Here is a 13,794-nt window from a genome sequence, read left to right as displayed (position 1 = left end):
CCAAAAGCGCATGGAAAGGTCTGACATGAACTATATTGTAAAAACCGTTATTTTCGGATTTCTAATCATCGAGTTGATCTTGGGAGGAAATATTCCCTATGAACAGCTCGTGATGGTTATGATTGCAATTGTTCTTCAGCTCGTAAAGGAACGATATTACGATTCCATTTGGTTAACCATCGCAATGCTGCTGCTTACTTGTGCAGGCGTTGCGATGGACTTTCATTTCTCAATATGGTTTGCGATCGTTTTCTACGATTTTATGTTAAAAAAAGGATGGGGCGGGCCGTTGGCCACACTAATATGTGTCGTCATTTTTCTAGCCTATGCACCGCAATTTTATTGGCTGGTTGCATTCATCTCCCTATCCGGTATGCTGGCTTATCAGATCCGGAGGAAAAGGGAAGAGGCAAGTCATTTTACTCTAACACTTGATAATGAGCGGAGATTACGTTACGAATTGGAGCAGGCAAAGGCCCAGCTGCTGCATGCTTCTAAAGAAATTGCCGGAATCACCGAGGTGAAAGAGCGCAACCGGATCGCACGCGAAATCCATGACAGCGTTGGCCATAATCTGGCGGGGATTTTTATTCAACTGCAGGCAGCCCAAAAAATTCATGCCAAAGATGAGAACAAGGCGATGAGCATTGTCAAAGCATCCATCGATGGTCTGGCTAATACGATTGAAGTGCTCAGAGATACTGTACATAATATTAAGCCTCGGGAAAGCCTCGGAGCAGATTACTTTCAGGAAATTATTAAAAACTATCAATTTTGTCCCGTCGATCTGCAATTGAGCGGGGACTTCAATAGTGTACCGTCTGCACACTTTGAGCTTCTAAGTGCCACGATCAAGGAAGCATTGACCAATACAGCACGATATTCCCAAGCGACGAAGGTAGAAATAAAAATTGATGTAAATATGAACTATACCCGATTGTACGTTAAGGATAACGGAATCGGCAGTGCAAACATTAAGGAAGGGTTAGGACTAAGCGGGATGAAGGAACGTACCCGTAATTTGGGCGGAAGCTTCAGTTATCACTCGCTAGACGGATTTATGATCGTATGTGTTATTCCAAGGCAGAGGGGCGGGGAAATGCTTGAAGGTGCTTATCGTGGATGACGATGCATTAATTCGGGATAGACTCAAAATTTTGATCGAAATGGAAGACGATTTCGAAGTAATCGGTACAGCTGCCAACGGGCAGGAAGCTTTTGAGATGTGTCAGCTGAACAGGCCGGATTTGGTGCTGATGGATATACGCATGCCTGTTATGGATGGCGTTCAGGGAACCCAACTGATCAAACGTCATTTTCAGAATATGAAGGTCGTTCTATTGACGACGTTTAAGGATGACGAATACATTAAAGAAGCTGTGAAATCCGGAGCGGAAGGGTACATATTGAAGAATCAGTCCTCTGACAGCATAATTGAAAGCCTTCGTGCAGTAGGAAAAGGAAACACCGTATTTGAGAAAGAAGTTGCCCAAGCCTTATCCGGCTTACTGAAAGAAGTTAAGAAGCCTGTATCAACGGCAGGCTTGAATCCACGTGAACTGGAAGTGTTGGAGCTAATTTCCAATGGATACTCCAATAAGGAGATTGCTGAGCTCTTATTCCTAAGTGAAGGAACCGTGCGAAATTATGTAACCACTCTGCTTGAAAAACTTCAGTTTCGCGACCGCACACAGCTGGCTATATTTTATCTTAAGCATCATTAGACTTAGACATATGGCGAATCTAGAAAAAGGGACTTTCCTTTACTTTGTCGGTGGATTAGCCAAATCAACGAATAGAAGTGTAAGTGACGATATCGTTAAACAAATTCTTCCTGCTGGCGAATATGTAGTATGTAGAATTGAAGCAGAGTCCTTCGAAGAGCTTGTTACCACCGCATTGAATCAGGCAAATAAATATTTGTTTGAAACATGGCTGAAGAACCATGAAATCGAAATACATCCGTTCTCTGCCGAAAAATATGACAAGGAAAATCCAGAAATGAATTGTATGGAAATTTGGGTGCTTCCTTTGTGATATTTTTCTGAAAAAGCACTAATATTCACGATACGCTAGATACTGAAATAGTTACAAAAAAGTTAAGAAATCAAAACAAACTTTCAGTATTTATATTTGACACTTCAGCATGTGGTAAGTAAATCCAACTAAAAAGATGCTAAATGAAATATAGATATATTGACCTAATATAATTCAGGCTGATATTTGATGTTAATGATATATTTAAATCTGATATTTAGCTAATAATCAGCGTTAGTATATAAAAAAGATATAGTTCATAGATTTATTTTGTAATAGCTGTTGTAGTTATATTCTACTATGTAAAGTGCGGGTGTTTTAAGTCTTAAGTCCGATGAAATTTAGCTATATACTAGAATACAATGAGTTCAGTTTATGGCTTTTGAAGGATTTAAAAATTAACAAACCTATTACATCAGGAGGATCTACAACATGAAGGTTACAAAAATGATACTATCTGGAGCTGTTGCATCTGCATTGCTCTTCGGCTCAGTAAGCCTGCCAGTATTCACAAGCCAAACTTATGCAGCAGCAACAACCAAAGAGGTGCTATACGGAGTTAACCTGCGAGAGAAAGCAAGTACTTCTTCTTCTGTTATTCGATTGCTTAAAAAGGGCGAGACCGTTACCCTGCTAGGCACTTCCGGCTCTAACTGGATTAAAGTTAAGGATACAAAAGGAAACACGGGATATATTTCGTCCTCCTCTAAATATACACAAACCGTAAATGGAAGCAGCTCTTCAAGTAATGAAAGCAGCTCCAGCGAAGGCTCTGTTTCAACTAACACCAGCTCAACGGTAGAGAAAGTCATTTCTGCTGGCATGAAATATCTGGGAACACCGTATGAATACGGTGCATCACGCAGCAGCACAGATACATTTGACTGTTCTTCTTTTGTGAGACAAGCATTCATTGATGGAGCAGGAATTACCCTGCCTTCAGATTCTCGTAAGCAAGGAGCTTACGTCCAAAATAAAGGAAATGCAAAATCCAGTATTTCTTCCTTGAAACGTGGAGATCTGATGTTCTTTATGTCTTATAAAGGGACAAGCAAATCTGCTTATTCCGAAATAAACAAGAGCTCAGCTACAATTACACATGTTGGAATTTATCTTGGTGATGGCAAAATCCTGCAGACTTATTCAGCTGAATCCGGCGGAGTAAGAGTCGACTCCATTGAAGGCAAGCATTGGGAATACCGGTTCCTATTCGGTGGCAGCGCATTGTAATCATGATCGTAGCATCCTAGCCTTTTCCTTAGGGAAATGGCTTTTTTTGATGGTTTAAGGAACGGAAGCTGTTCATCAGTTGTATTTTCTTATTGCGTATCTTAACATTGAGCATAACAAAGACTTCAATTTCATAGCTGACTTCATTGGAGAGTGGATCATCGTGAGTATATCTGAACCTATTTATGGCAGCACAGAACGATTGTTTTTAAGGCAATTCTCAGAACAAGATATTGAGCCCTTTTATTCGTACCGCACTAATCCGGTTGTGGCTAAATTTCAACCATGGGGAAACTATCAGTATAACGATGCAGTATCGTTTGTTAGACAGCAAATAACAAATGTGCCAGGTCAGCCTGGTACCTGGTTTCAGTTTGCCATTGTTTTGGTTGAAACGAATCAATTCATTGGAGATTGCGCTCTACACACACTCTTGGATGAGCCTCGAATTGTTGAAATTGGATTTACGCTCGCTGAAGAGCAACAAGGAAAGGGCTATGCCAGTGAGGCGGTTAAACTTTTATTCAATTTTGTATTTGAACAGCTTAATAAACACAAGGTTATCGCGTTTACCGATGTTAGAAACGAAGGCTCAATTCGTCTACTTGAACGGGTGGGTATGAGGAGAGAAGGTCATCTTTTGGAAAACTATTACTCAAATGGACAATGGGTCAACGAGTATCAATATTCCATACTTCAGTCCGAATGGATTAATTTGAAAAAATAAAAAAACGCTACCTAAACTAATAATGTCATAAACCTTTAATTCATAACAATTGACCGTGAGCAGATCAAAGATCCGCTGACGGTTTATTATGCCTTGGGAGCAGGTTTATGTCTCTGTGCGTCGTAAAATGATTGAACACGGTTTTATGGACCGGACGGATGATTGCAGCTTGTATTGGATAACAGGATAACAGGAGGAAAACATGCTGACACTAGTAGAAATAAGCGAAAATTTGCTGCAGGCAGAAATGGAGATTTTGAACTCGGATCCGTATTTTAACCGTGTATCGTTCGATTCCGAAGTAATGAATCCGGAGGATCTGGCACGCGATAAAGAAAACGGAGCGAGGCTAGGTGCTGAACGGTTTCTCGTTCGGGAGGAAGAGCGGTTTGTCGGAATATTGGAGTTTATAATGTTAAACCCCAGCGATAACTGCCCTTGGCTTGGGCTGCTGCAAGTGGACAAAAAGCTGCAAGGTCAAGGATACGGTTCTCGAATACTGAGGCTTTACATGGAAGAGATGAGGAGACGGAACGTCGCTGTATTTCGAATCGGTGTTCTGGAAGGAAATGATTCTGCGCTTGGTTTTTGGCGGCAACAAGGCTTTGAAGACGTAAGCACGGCTAGAACTGTGGTCAATGATCGTGAGAAAACAGTATTCGTAATGGAGAAAAAAATAAATGAACAAGGACAATATTAGACCCATTGAAAGTATGTTGTTAAGCGTACTATTGGAGATTCGTTTCAATGACCTGAAAAGGTCTGCAGGCTGGTCATTCAATCGCGAGGTCATCAAATGAAGCCCGTATTCTTTGGTGTTGCTTCGGCCTTCTTTTTTGCTTTTGCATTTGTTCTTAATGCTTCTATGGAGCTATCGGGCGGAAATTGGGCTTGGAGCGCTTCGTTGAGGTTTCTTTTTATGCTCCCCATATTACTGTGCATCGTATTGATTCAAAAAAAATGGCACCCTCTATGGGCTGAAATGAGGAGACAACCGAAAGCCTGGCTTTTGTGGAGTACGGTAGGTTTTGGATTGTTTTATGCACCTATATGTTTTTCAACCGCATTTTCTCATGGATGGCTTATAGCAGGCACATGGCAAGTGACCATTATTTCAGGTATACTGCTTACTCCTCTTTTTAGCGAGAAGGTATCCTCTGAAAAAGGATTAGTAAACATTCGATACAAAATCCCTATTCAAAGTCTCTTCATGTCGCTATTCATCTTGTTGGGAATTATCTTAATGCAAATCGATCAAGCTAAGACCATATCATTTCATCATCTCCTCCTTGGAACAATCCCTGTTCTGATCGCGTCTTTTGCTTATCCTTTGGGGAATCGTAAAATGATGGAACTATGTGAAGGGCGCATCGATACGATTCAGAGAGTACTGGGAATGACGATTGCAAGTCTGCCTGTCTGGTTGATCCTGTCCTTGTACGCCCTGTCTAGCACAGGATTGCCGAGTTTGGAGCAGAGCCTTCAATCCTTACTGGTTGCTCTGTTTTCCGGTGTTATCGCTACCATCTTATTCTTCAAGGCTACCGAGATGGTGCGAAAAAACATGCGAACGCTGGCGGCAGTTGAAGCTACTCAGTCGATGGAACTACTCTTTGCATTAATTGGAGAGATATTGTTTTTATCACTTCCCTTACCTTCTCTGCTATCTTGGTGCGGTATAATCATTGTTATGCTTGGAATGATTTTGCATAGTTTTGCTGCTAATAAAATGAAGTGAAGGCTATAGACAACTAAATCAGCTTAAGAACTCATGCAGTACCTGAAAAATACAAGCAGGTACTGCTATTTTTTTCTTAACTCTTACTTCGTGGACTTAGATATTACGAGTAAAGATGCGTCCCCATTGTGGAATAAAGGAATAAATGTCTAACGGATACTTAATGCTAATTTCATGAAGATAAATCCGTTGTTTAAATAATGAAAAGGAAAATAAAAAAATTTTTATACTCAAGTGAACGAATTCGTGAACCTCTTCGTAATATATTTGATTCTGCTGATGTGGTCATATAGCAAACATAAATCAAGGAAAGGAGCAGTGACTGCAGTTGGATGAGCTTAAGCAAATAAAACGCGCGCAGCGTGGGGATCGTCAGGCGATGGCACTTCTGCTGCAGACCCACTACTCCTTTTTAACAAAGTATCTCATTAAAATGACGATGAATCCGGAGCAGACCGAGGATGTGGCGCAGGAAACCATGCTGAGGTGTATTGAGAAGATTCATCAATATAACGGAAGATCGAAGTTCTCTTCCTGGATGATTACGATTGCTACCCGGATTTATATCGACCAGATGCGTCGCACAAAGGTAGAGAAGCAGTGGAGGGACCGGGAGCAGGCATTCCGGCGAACGGAGTGGCAGATGAAAGCTCAGCAGGAGGAATGGACTGATGCGATGCAGGCTTTGTCCAGACTGGGGTACGAATGGCGGCTGCCGATCTTGCTCAAACATTATTACGGTTATGCCTATGATGAGATTGCCGTCATGATGGACATTCCGCCGGGGACGGTTAAGTCCAGAATCCATCATGGATTGCAGCAGTTAAGAAAGGAGATGGCGACTGATGAAAAGGAATAAAGGAACGCAGGAACGATCCGCCAATCTGAATGAGCAGGATCCTACGTATGGCGAAGGCTTCCATGAAGTATCGGCAGAGGATCAGGCTCTGATTGCTGAGCTAGTGCATGGGTTCGACCAGATGGAGCTGTCCATTCGCAAGCCGGACCCCCCTCCACTGCATGAACTGGAGCAGCTTGTCGCAGCTGAGCAGCAAAGGCTCCGCAAACGCACAGGACTGGAAGTTGCCCTGTTTTTGATCATTGCTCTGGCTTTAATAGGAAGCAATATGCTCTTGGCATCCATGAACATCGTTGTATTTGTCGCCATCCAGGCACTGGTCTTCGTCGGGGCGATCGCGTTTGCTGTACGATTTTTTTATCGTTCAAAGAAGAAGGTGAGATCCGAGCATGCATAATACGAATCTCGAAACGATTCCTGTGTGGGCTCTATTACTCGTCGCCTGCATCTTGCTGACTCAAAGCCTATTTTTATTCATCCATTCCCGCCGTCATACGAAATACTACTGGATCTGGGGAATCGTGGGGCTGATCCAGGCTCCGGGACCGCTTATTGCCTATTGGTTTGTTCATATTTATTGGCCTAGGAGAAAAGAACACCTGAAGAGAGGGAAAGATCGGAGTAAACCAAACAAGTAAAAGGGGGAAACACTCATGGATACAATGTCAAGCATACCTTGGAATCTGATTATGCCTATCATCGTCCTGCAGCTGATTTTGGCTGTGGTAGGATTGATATCTTTATATAAAGCGGAAGCAACTCGCGGACCCAAATGGTTGTGGGTCATCATCATCTTGTGTGGTAACATTCTGGGCTCTGTTGCTTATTTTGTCTTCGGAAGGAAGGATGTCTCATGACCCAAACATTGCTGCAGGTAAGGGATTTATCCAAGCGCTTTAAGGAGCGTGAAGTTGTCAAAGGAATATCGTTCAATATTACGGAAGGCAGCTGCGCCGCTCTGCTCGGTCCAAATGGTGCCGGCAAAACAACCACGATCAATATGCTGGCTGGATTACTCCAACCGTCAGGAGGTTCGATTGAGCTGCTGGTAAACGGAAGCCCGACTACGGATCGGCGTCCATACATCGGCTTCTTACCTCAAATGCCTGTGTTTTATCCCTGGATGACCGGTGCTGAATTTCTGCTCTATGCTGGGGAGCTTGCCGGTTTGACAAGCCATGAGGCCAAGAAGGAGACGGGAGAATGGCTTGAGGCAGTAGGCATTCGGGATGCGGGGAAGCGCAAGATCGGCGGTTATTCAGGCGGCATGAAGCAGCGTTTGGGGCTTGCTCAGGCACTCATTCATAAGCCGAAGCTGCTCATTCTTGATGAGCCCGTGTCAGCGCTCGATCCCACAGGACGCAAGGATGTACTGACTCTGCTTCAGCGCATTCGCAAGGAGACAACGGTCTTGTTTTCCACACATGTGCTGCATGACGTTGAAGAGGTTTGTGATGAAATTCTCATGATTCGGAGTGGCGATATTGCCCTCCAAGGAAGTCTTGATCATGTCCGCCAAACTTACAGCGAGCCAGTGATCAGTCTGGAGGTGGGTGGAGACGAGGCATCGCGGTCCTGGTTAACCGCTGTCTGCGGCAAGGATTTTGTCATCCATTCCGAGATTTCTGGAGGGCGTGCAAAGATGAGGGTCGCGAACGTGGAGCAAGCTTCCCTTGCACTCATGGCCGATGCAGTATCCCACCGCATCATGATTCGTTCGCTAGAAGCAGGCCACAGCACACTCGAAGACTTATTTATGAAGGTGGTGCAATCATGAGGCAGTTCTTATTGTTTCTTCGTAAAGAAATGCTGGAGATGGGACGCAGCTATAAATGGCTGTGGGTGCCGCTCGTGTTTCTGATGCTGGGGATCATGCAGCCTTTGGTCACACGTTTTTTGCCGGTCATTTTGGAATCTGCCGGTAATATGCCTAAAGGCATGATGATCAACATCGAGCTTCCTTCTGGAACGGAAGTGATGGGGCAGACGCTTAGTCAATACAACTCTGTCGGGCTCATGATTCTGGTGCTGTCCCTCATGACGATGATTTCAGGTGAGAGGCAAAGCGGGGTTTCGCAGATGATCTTTGCAAAGCCGGTGTCTTACGTATCCTATGCTGCGGCGAAGTGGGCGAGCATGCTGTCTCTCGTTACCGTATCATTCGTGTTAGGCTATGCGGGTGCCTGGTATTATACTGTTCAGATAATTGGAAGCGTCGAGACCGGGACAGCCCTAAGAGCAGGACTTCTCTATTTGCTGTGGCTCTGGTTTACCGGATCGCTTACGCTGCTTATTAGCTCTCTCATAAATTCTGCGGCAGACATCGCCTTCATCAGTTTAGGGTCGGCAATACTGCTGTCCGTAGCTTCGGGGTGGCTGCCACGGTTTACAGCTTACAGCCCGGGTTCCTTGCCGCAAATATCGATGCAGTGGCTGCAGGCAAGCAATGAACCTACGGGTGCCTTGGGCGCGGCAATCCTCTGCTTGATATGCATGATATTCTTTTTCTTCGTCGCAGCTCATCAAGTGAGGATAAGAAAATCCAAACTATAACATAAAAAGGAGCGATATTTTGAATTCATCCTACATCGAAGTTCGTGACATTAATAAAAGCTACAATACACAGAAGGTATTAACAGGAGTCTCCTTCTCGATTGAGAAGGGGAGTATAGTCGGACTGCTTGGTCCAAACGGCTCTGGAAAAACGACGCTCGTTCGCTTGATGAATGGCGTCATCCTTCCCGATCAAGGCACGATGTGGATCAATGGTTTCGATCCGGTCACCGACGGAAATGCTATCCGGCGTCTTAGTGGCGTAGTTACGGAGGGAGCAGGACTGTATCATGAGATGAGCGGTATAGATAATTTGCGATTTTTCGCCAAACTTTACAACTGCTATGATGAACAAAGAATTCGAGAATTGTTGCAGCAATATGGCCTGGAAAAAGCTCAGGACAAGAAGGTTGGAAGCTACAGCACCGGTATGAAAAAGCGTTTGGCCTTGGCGAAGGCACTTCTCCATCAACCGGAGATATTGTTTCTGGACGAGCCGACAAACGGTCTCGATCCGGAAGGCATCAAGCAAGTTGTAAGTGACCTGAAAGCGATGAATGAAGCTCATGGCACGACGATCATCCTCTGTTCGCATGTGCTGCAGCAGTTGGAATCACTGTGTCATTCCTATATATTCTTGAGCAACGGCACCGTACTGGACATTGGGACGAAAGAAGAGCTGAATAAGAGGCATTTTACAACGGTTCAGCTTCGTTTAACCACAGGATTATCCGTAGAAAATAATAGCTACCATGGTTATCTCGTTCAACGACTAGGCCCAAGTGAGATCCTGCTGGAGCTGCCTTCAACCGATTTGATATCGGTTTTACTACGTAAAATATTGGAAGAAACATGGGTGCACACTGTCGAGATCATGAATCATGACCTGGAATCTCTATATTTTCACGTGAGGGGGGAGAAATCATGAATTGGATCCAGATTAGAGCCATCGCTCAGAAGGATATTAAAGCAATCACAAGCAACGCGCAGGTATGGATCGGGATTATAATACTGCCACTTGTATTCGGTGTGCTGTTACCAGGAGGCTTGATCCTCGCAATGAAATTGGTGAATATTGTTGATTCAGATTTAGTCAACATGGTACAGAGGGTTGTTAATCAGCTGCCTACTGGAGACAAGAACGCATTAATCACCCAACTTCCCACGATTAATCATCAAATCATCTACATTTTCGTTAACTACATGCTTGGACCCTTCTTTATGCTTATCCCTGTGCTGAATTCGTTAATGATTGCATTGAACAGTCTAGTCGGAGAGAAGGAGCGCAGAACGCTGGAAAGTCTACTGTTCGCTCCGATCGAGGTAAAAGACCTGTTTATGGGCAAATTGGTCGGGACCTTCATTCCTACCTTTATCGTTACGCTCGTGAGCTTTGTTCTGTGCGGTATCGTCATTAATGGGCTGTCATACTCCATGTTCGACGGTTTGATCTTCCCGAATCTATCCTGGGGCATCATCCTGCTGTGGGTGACGCCAATGTTCACCGGATTAGTTATTCTGATCAGCATCTTTATCTCCGCGCGTTCCAAAGGGTTCCAAGAAGCTCAGCAATTAGGAGGCGTCGTCGTACTGCCCATCGTCGGAGCTGCAATCTCCCAAATCACGGGAATCGTGTTCCTAAGTCCACAGATCCTGCTTATCACTGGTTTATTGTTGTTCATTATCAATATCTTTTTATTGCGCCGGCTAACAAAAATGAATCAACGGAATGTGTTATTTGAGCGCCAAGTCCATTAAAATTAAAGAACCAGGAACGGCTGCCTTTTGTGTTGATGAATAAAAAGAGGACTTAGATGAAAGCTTCGCTTCTAATAGGGGGGATGATGACAGATATGAACTTATTGGCTCGCAATAAAGACTTGTTCAGTCAAATCAATAGTCTTACAGAGATTGTTACGTTGAATCCTATTACAAATCATATTCTCATGGAAGCACCTGACCTAAAACTAACAGATTATTATATAGGTGCAGGATGCATCGCCCAAAGCATTTGGAACTATGCATGCGGGTTACCTGTAAATTATGGGATCAATGATATTGATTTTGTTTATTTTGATTCTGATCTTTCATATGACAAGGAATGCGAGGTTATCGATAAAGTAAAACAAAGGTTCGGAAATCTTCCTATAAGACTCGATATAAAAAATCAATCACGTGTCCATTTATGGTATGAGAACCATTTTGGGTATCCCATAAATCCATATTCTTCACTTGAAGAAGCCATAAACACTTGGCCGACAACTGCTACATCGATAGGGATGCGAAAAGATGTGAATGGAGAATGGAGCATATATGCACCGTTCGGTTTGAATGATCTATTCTCTTTAATTGTAAGAGCAAATAAAGCCCAAATCACAAAAGAGATTTATGAGAAAAAAGTAGATAGATGGAAGGGAATATGGCCAGCCCTTACTATTATTCCTTGGGATTAATCGGCTACAGATGAGCTGGCTAGAGAGAAGCTTTATACTAAGCTGCGTGGAGTACTTAAATTTTGGTGTGGCCATTTATAGAAGCAAACTGGTGTCGATACTCGATCGGCGTCAGTTTGTTTATTTTATGTAGTGGCCGTCTTGGGAAATTCGCAATATTGAGTCAAGTTGGATGACTATAAATTTCGATCTAACAGAATTCCAGTTTGCTTGGCCATAACGCGAGGAGGGATGGTTAATCCATTCCTGAACCACCATTCCACGGCCCCTACAACAGCTGCTGCAAAAAATTGAAGAATAACTTCCTCATTTAAATCTTCATTTATTCCTTCTGTTACATTCACTTCAACCCGATATTCTTGAACAACTAACTCAAGAAACTGTTTTCGAAAATAAGCCGCACTTTTAGTATTCAGCATTGTTGAGAAGAACAAGTGATTATCTGCAAAATATTCAAACCAGACGTAATTTCCTTCTTGGAAGCTCATTTCAGATGCCGAATGACAAAGTTCACGGAGATTGTTGATGTGTTCTTCAATGATCTTATCCAGTAAATCGTATTTATCCAGGTAGTGAAGGTAAATGGTTCCTCGGTTCACGTTGGCTCTATCAGCGATATCTCGAATGGTAATAGCGTCAAAATTTTTCTCAGTCATTAATTCAAGAATGGCTTTCTTTATGGCTTCTTGAGATTTAAGAACCCTTCGATCTACTTTAGTGTTGGTCATTTCTATAGTCTTCTCCTTGTGAGATAATGGGCAATTCCTGCAAAGCTGTTGAGTAAACCACACATCGTGAAATATTGATTATTGAATCGCTTTTGTTTCTGGTTAAAATTATAAACGATTGTTGATTAATCGATCAATGTTCATTTTATCGCTAAGGTTTAAATTAAAATCACTTTAATTATTTAAAAAGGGTGGAACAAGTAGATGTATTATACGAAACTTGGTAATACAGGATTGGATGTATCCCGAATTTGTCTAGGGTGTATGGGGTTTGGTGATGCTTCAAAAGGGCATCATCGCTGGGTACTGAATGAAGAACAGTCTCGTCCCATCATAAAAAAAGCATTGGAAATGGGAATCAACTTTTTTGATACAGCAAATGTTTACGCTGAGGGGACCAGCGAGGAAGTTCTTGGAGCAGCGTTAAAGGATTATGCTGACCGTGATGAGATTGTCATTGCAACGAAGATACATGGAAGAATGCACCAAGGACCTAATGGCGCTGGGCTTTCCCGCAAAGCGATCATGAGCGAAATCGATAAGAGTCTTAAGAGACTGAAGACCGATTACGTGGATTTGTACCAAATACACCGTTGGGATGCTGACACACCCATTGAAGAGACAATGGAGGCTCTTCATGACGTAGTTAAGGCGGGTAAAGCACGATATATCGGTGCTTCTGCCATGTGGGCATGGCAGTTCCAAAAGGCGCTACATGTAGCAGAGAAAAATGGATGGACCCGCTTCGTATCCATGCAAGATCATTTGAACCTCATTTACCGCGAAGAGGAGAGAGAAATGCTGCCGCTTTGTGCGGAAGAGAAAATCGCGGTTATCCCTTACAGCCCGCTAGCAGGAGGAAGATTGGCGCGGGAGGCAGCTACACATCGTGCTGAAACAGATGAAATTGCCAAACAAAAATATGATGCAACAGCGGATGCTGATCAATTGGTGATCGAACGGGTCAATAACCTTGCCGAGAAGCATGGCGTTCGGAGGGTCCATATCGCACTTGCATGGCTTCTCCACAAAGATCCAGTTACCGCTCCAATTGTCGGTGCGACTAAAATATCTCAACTCGAAGATGCGCAAACCGCCCTTTCCATTAAACTAACTTCCGAAGAAATTTCATTTTTGGAAGAGCCCTATGTACCTCATCGAATCGTTGGCCATGATTGAGAAGGATATTTGACCAACTGTACAACCAAGAAGAAGGTTAACATAATGTGTAGACAACGGCAGCCGATTCTTCGGCTGCCGTTACTATAGCAGGGTGATGGAATATGGAACGACTATGTATGTAAAAGAACTATAATATATCAGGTTTTAACCCCGAGAATTATATTGTAAGATTTACAAAAAATAATTATTTTGTTTTACATTTTATGCAATACGAGAGGAAGTGGTAAGTATACCTTTGATAGACGAAGAAGCTTCTATTATTGAATGCGTTTTCATTTCTAACATTA

General features: G+C 43.2%; 19 protein-coding genes. 18 read left to right on the top strand and 1 reads right to left on the bottom strand.

Translation table 11 applies throughout. The features are described 5' to 3' along the window. Positions 1–25 precede the first annotated feature (25 nt). The 17 genes from ACFSVM_RS10530 to ACFSVM_RS10450 all read left to right on the top strand — a co-directional run bounded on the left by ACFSVM_RS10530 (position 26) and on the right by ACFSVM_RS10450 (position 11,597). Entirely contained in the window at positions 26–1,126 is a 1,101-nt protein-coding gene (locus ACFSVM_RS10530) for a sensor histidine kinase (protein ID WP_379261963.1), read from the top strand. Continuing rightward, positions 1,110–1,724, top strand: a complete 615-nt coding sequence (locus tag ACFSVM_RS10525; protein ID WP_379262975.1) for a response regulator transcription factor — start codon at positions 1,110–1,112, stop codon at positions 1,722–1,724. Before ACFSVM_RS10530 ends, ACFSVM_RS10525 begins: the two co-directional genes overlap by 17 nt. Before the next feature lie 10 nt (positions 1,725–1,734). Then, positions 1,735–2,037, top strand: a complete 303-nt coding sequence (locus ACFSVM_RS10520) for a GyrI-like domain-containing protein (protein ID WP_379261961.1) — start codon at positions 1,735–1,737, stop codon at positions 2,035–2,037. 432 nt (positions 2,038–2,469) lie between these two features. Next, the gene (locus tag ACFSVM_RS10515; protein WP_379261959.1) at positions 2,470–3,267 is read left to right on the top strand and encodes a C40 family peptidase; all 798 of its coding nucleotides are present in this window, start codon (positions 2,470–2,472) and stop codon (positions 3,265–3,267) included. A 163-nt stretch (positions 3,268–3,430) separates the two neighbouring features. Next, positions 3,431–3,994: a GNAT family N-acetyltransferase gene (locus ACFSVM_RS10510; protein WP_379261957.1), complete on the top strand. Its 564-nt coding sequence runs from the start codon at positions 3,431–3,433 to the stop codon at positions 3,992–3,994. Positions 3,995–4,082: 88 nt separating this feature from the next. Then, positions 4,083–4,184 carry a DUF2087 domain-containing protein gene (locus tag ACFSVM_RS10505; RefSeq protein WP_076313976.1) on the top strand — a complete coding sequence of 34 codons (102 nt, stop codon included), beginning with the start codon at positions 4,083–4,085 and terminating at the stop codon, positions 4,182–4,184. Between the two features lie 12 nt (positions 4,185–4,196). Next, on the top strand, positions 4,197–4,694 hold the full coding sequence (locus ACFSVM_RS10500) for a GNAT family N-acetyltransferase (protein WP_076313977.1): 498 nt from the start codon (positions 4,197–4,199) through the stop codon (positions 4,692–4,694). A 96-nt stretch (positions 4,695–4,790) separates the two neighbouring features. Next, positions 4,791–5,732: a DMT family transporter gene (locus tag ACFSVM_RS10495; protein ID WP_379261954.1), complete on the top strand. Its 942-nt coding sequence runs from the start codon at positions 4,791–4,793 to the stop codon at positions 5,730–5,732. A gap of 328 nt (positions 5,733–6,060) precedes the next feature. Further along, positions 6,061–6,591: an RNA polymerase sigma factor SigY gene (gene sigY, locus ACFSVM_RS10490; protein WP_076313979.1), complete on the top strand. Its 531-nt coding sequence runs from the start codon at positions 6,061–6,063 to the stop codon at positions 6,589–6,591. Continuing rightward, positions 6,578–6,988: a YxlC family protein gene (locus ACFSVM_RS10485; RefSeq protein WP_076313980.1), complete on the top strand. Its 411-nt coding sequence runs from the start codon at positions 6,578–6,580 to the stop codon at positions 6,986–6,988. Before sigY ends, ACFSVM_RS10485 begins: the two co-directional genes overlap by 14 nt. Continuing rightward, positions 6,981–7,229 (top strand): hypothetical protein, encoded by a 249-nt coding sequence (locus ACFSVM_RS10480; protein ID WP_076313981.1) that lies wholly within the window; start codon positions 6,981–6,983, stop codon positions 7,227–7,229. Before ACFSVM_RS10485 ends, ACFSVM_RS10480 begins: the two co-directional genes overlap by 8 nt. 24 nt (positions 7,230–7,253) lie before the next feature. Next, the gene (locus ACFSVM_RS10475; RefSeq protein WP_370510353.1) at positions 7,254–7,448 is read left to right on the top strand and encodes a PLD nuclease N-terminal domain-containing protein; all 195 of its coding nucleotides are present in this window, start codon (positions 7,254–7,256) and stop codon (positions 7,446–7,448) included. Further along, the gene (locus tag ACFSVM_RS10470) at positions 7,445–8,368 is read left to right on the top strand and encodes an ABC transporter ATP-binding protein (RefSeq protein ID WP_076313982.1); all 924 of its coding nucleotides are present in this window, start codon (positions 7,445–7,447) and stop codon (positions 8,366–8,368) included. The genes ACFSVM_RS10475 and ACFSVM_RS10470 overlap by 4 nt, the downstream gene beginning before the upstream one ends. Beyond that, positions 8,365–9,144 carry an ABC transporter permease gene (locus ACFSVM_RS10465; protein WP_379261950.1) on the top strand — a complete coding sequence of 260 codons (780 nt, stop codon included), beginning with the start codon at positions 8,365–8,367 and terminating at the stop codon, positions 9,142–9,144. The genes ACFSVM_RS10470 and ACFSVM_RS10465 overlap by 4 nt, the downstream gene beginning before the upstream one ends. Positions 9,145–9,163: 19 nt before the next feature. Next, positions 9,164–10,072, top strand: a complete 909-nt coding sequence (locus ACFSVM_RS10460) for an ABC transporter ATP-binding protein (RefSeq protein WP_379261948.1) — start codon at positions 9,164–9,166, stop codon at positions 10,070–10,072. Continuing rightward, entirely contained in the window at positions 10,069–10,902 is an 834-nt protein-coding gene (locus ACFSVM_RS10455) for an ABC transporter permease subunit (RefSeq protein ID WP_379261946.1), read from the top strand. The genes ACFSVM_RS10460 and ACFSVM_RS10455 overlap by 4 nt, the downstream gene beginning before the upstream one ends. 56 nt (positions 10,903–10,958) lie before the next feature. Beyond that, positions 10,959–11,597 (top strand): nucleotidyltransferase family protein, encoded by a 639-nt coding sequence (locus ACFSVM_RS10450; RefSeq protein ID WP_379261944.1) that lies wholly within the window; start codon positions 10,959–10,961, stop codon positions 11,595–11,597. A gap of 176 nt (positions 11,598–11,773) precedes the next feature. Here ACFSVM_RS10450 and ACFSVM_RS10445 read toward each other — a convergent pair whose 3' ends face one another. Further along, positions 11,774–12,325 (bottom strand): TetR/AcrR family transcriptional regulator, encoded by a 552-nt coding sequence (locus ACFSVM_RS10445; RefSeq protein WP_076313987.1) that lies wholly within the window; start codon positions 12,323–12,325, stop codon positions 11,774–11,776. A gap of 204 nt (positions 12,326–12,529) precedes the next feature. Here ACFSVM_RS10445 and ACFSVM_RS10440 point away from each other — a divergent pair, with 204 nt between their 5' ends. After that, positions 12,530–13,504: an aldo/keto reductase gene (locus ACFSVM_RS10440; protein WP_379261942.1), complete on the top strand. Its 975-nt coding sequence runs from the start codon at positions 12,530–12,532 to the stop codon at positions 13,502–13,504. The last annotated feature ends 290 nt before the right edge of the window (positions 13,505–13,794 follow it).

The organism is Paenibacillus shunpengii (assembly GCF_042684905.1).
GTDB classification, from domain to species: domain Bacteria; phylum Bacillota; class Bacilli; order Paenibacillales; family Paenibacillaceae; genus Paenibacillus; species Paenibacillus shunpengii.
This window is presented reverse-complemented; position numbering and strand designations above follow the sequence as displayed.

What these genes read in the sequence shown, in the direction of transcription:
- ACFSVM_RS10465 (WP_379261950.1), top strand. Translation starts at nt 8,365, where the DNA reads ATGAGGCAGTTCTTATTGTTTCTTCGTAAAGAAATGCTGGAGATGGGA.
- ACFSVM_RS10445 (WP_076313987.1), bottom strand. Translation starts at nt 12,325, where the DNA reads ATGACCAACACTAAAGTAGATCGAAGGGTTCTTAAATCTCAAGAAGCC.
- ACFSVM_RS10450 (WP_379261944.1), top strand. Translation starts at nt 10,959, where the DNA reads ATGAAAGCTTCGCTTCTAATAGGGGGGATGATGACAGATATGAACTTA.
- ACFSVM_RS10530 (WP_379261963.1), top strand. Translation starts at nt 26, where the DNA reads ATGAACTATATTGTAAAAACCGTTATTTTCGGATTTCTAATCATCGAG.
- ACFSVM_RS10505 (WP_076313976.1), top strand. Translation starts at nt 4,083, where the DNA reads ATGCCTTGGGAGCAGGTTTATGTCTCTGTGCGTCGTAAAATGATTGAA.
- ACFSVM_RS10455 (WP_379261946.1), top strand. Translation starts at nt 10,069, where the DNA reads ATGAATTGGATCCAGATTAGAGCCATCGCTCAGAAGGATATTAAAGCA.
- ACFSVM_RS10485 (WP_076313980.1), top strand. Translation starts at nt 6,578, where the DNA reads ATGAAAAGGAATAAAGGAACGCAGGAACGATCCGCCAATCTGAATGAG.
- ACFSVM_RS10515 (WP_379261959.1), top strand. Translation starts at nt 2,470, where the DNA reads ATGAAGGTTACAAAAATGATACTATCTGGAGCTGTTGCATCTGCATTG.
- ACFSVM_RS10520 (WP_379261961.1), top strand. Translation starts at nt 1,735, where the DNA reads ATGGCGAATCTAGAAAAAGGGACTTTCCTTTACTTTGTCGGTGGATTA.
- ACFSVM_RS10495 (WP_379261954.1), top strand. Translation starts at nt 4,791, where the DNA reads ATGAAGCCCGTATTCTTTGGTGTTGCTTCGGCCTTCTTTTTTGCTTTT.
- ACFSVM_RS10470 (WP_076313982.1), top strand. Translation starts at nt 7,445, where the DNA reads ATGACCCAAACATTGCTGCAGGTAAGGGATTTATCCAAGCGCTTTAAG.
- ACFSVM_RS10475 (WP_370510353.1), top strand. Translation starts at nt 7,254, where the DNA reads ATGTCAAGCATACCTTGGAATCTGATTATGCCTATCATCGTCCTGCAG.
- ACFSVM_RS10440 (WP_379261942.1), top strand. Translation starts at nt 12,530, where the DNA reads ATGTATTATACGAAACTTGGTAATACAGGATTGGATGTATCCCGAATT.
- ACFSVM_RS10480 (WP_076313981.1), top strand. Translation starts at nt 6,981, where the DNA reads ATGCATAATACGAATCTCGAAACGATTCCTGTGTGGGCTCTATTACTC.
- ACFSVM_RS10500 (WP_076313977.1), top strand. Translation starts at nt 4,197, where the DNA reads ATGCTGACACTAGTAGAAATAAGCGAAAATTTGCTGCAGGCAGAAATG.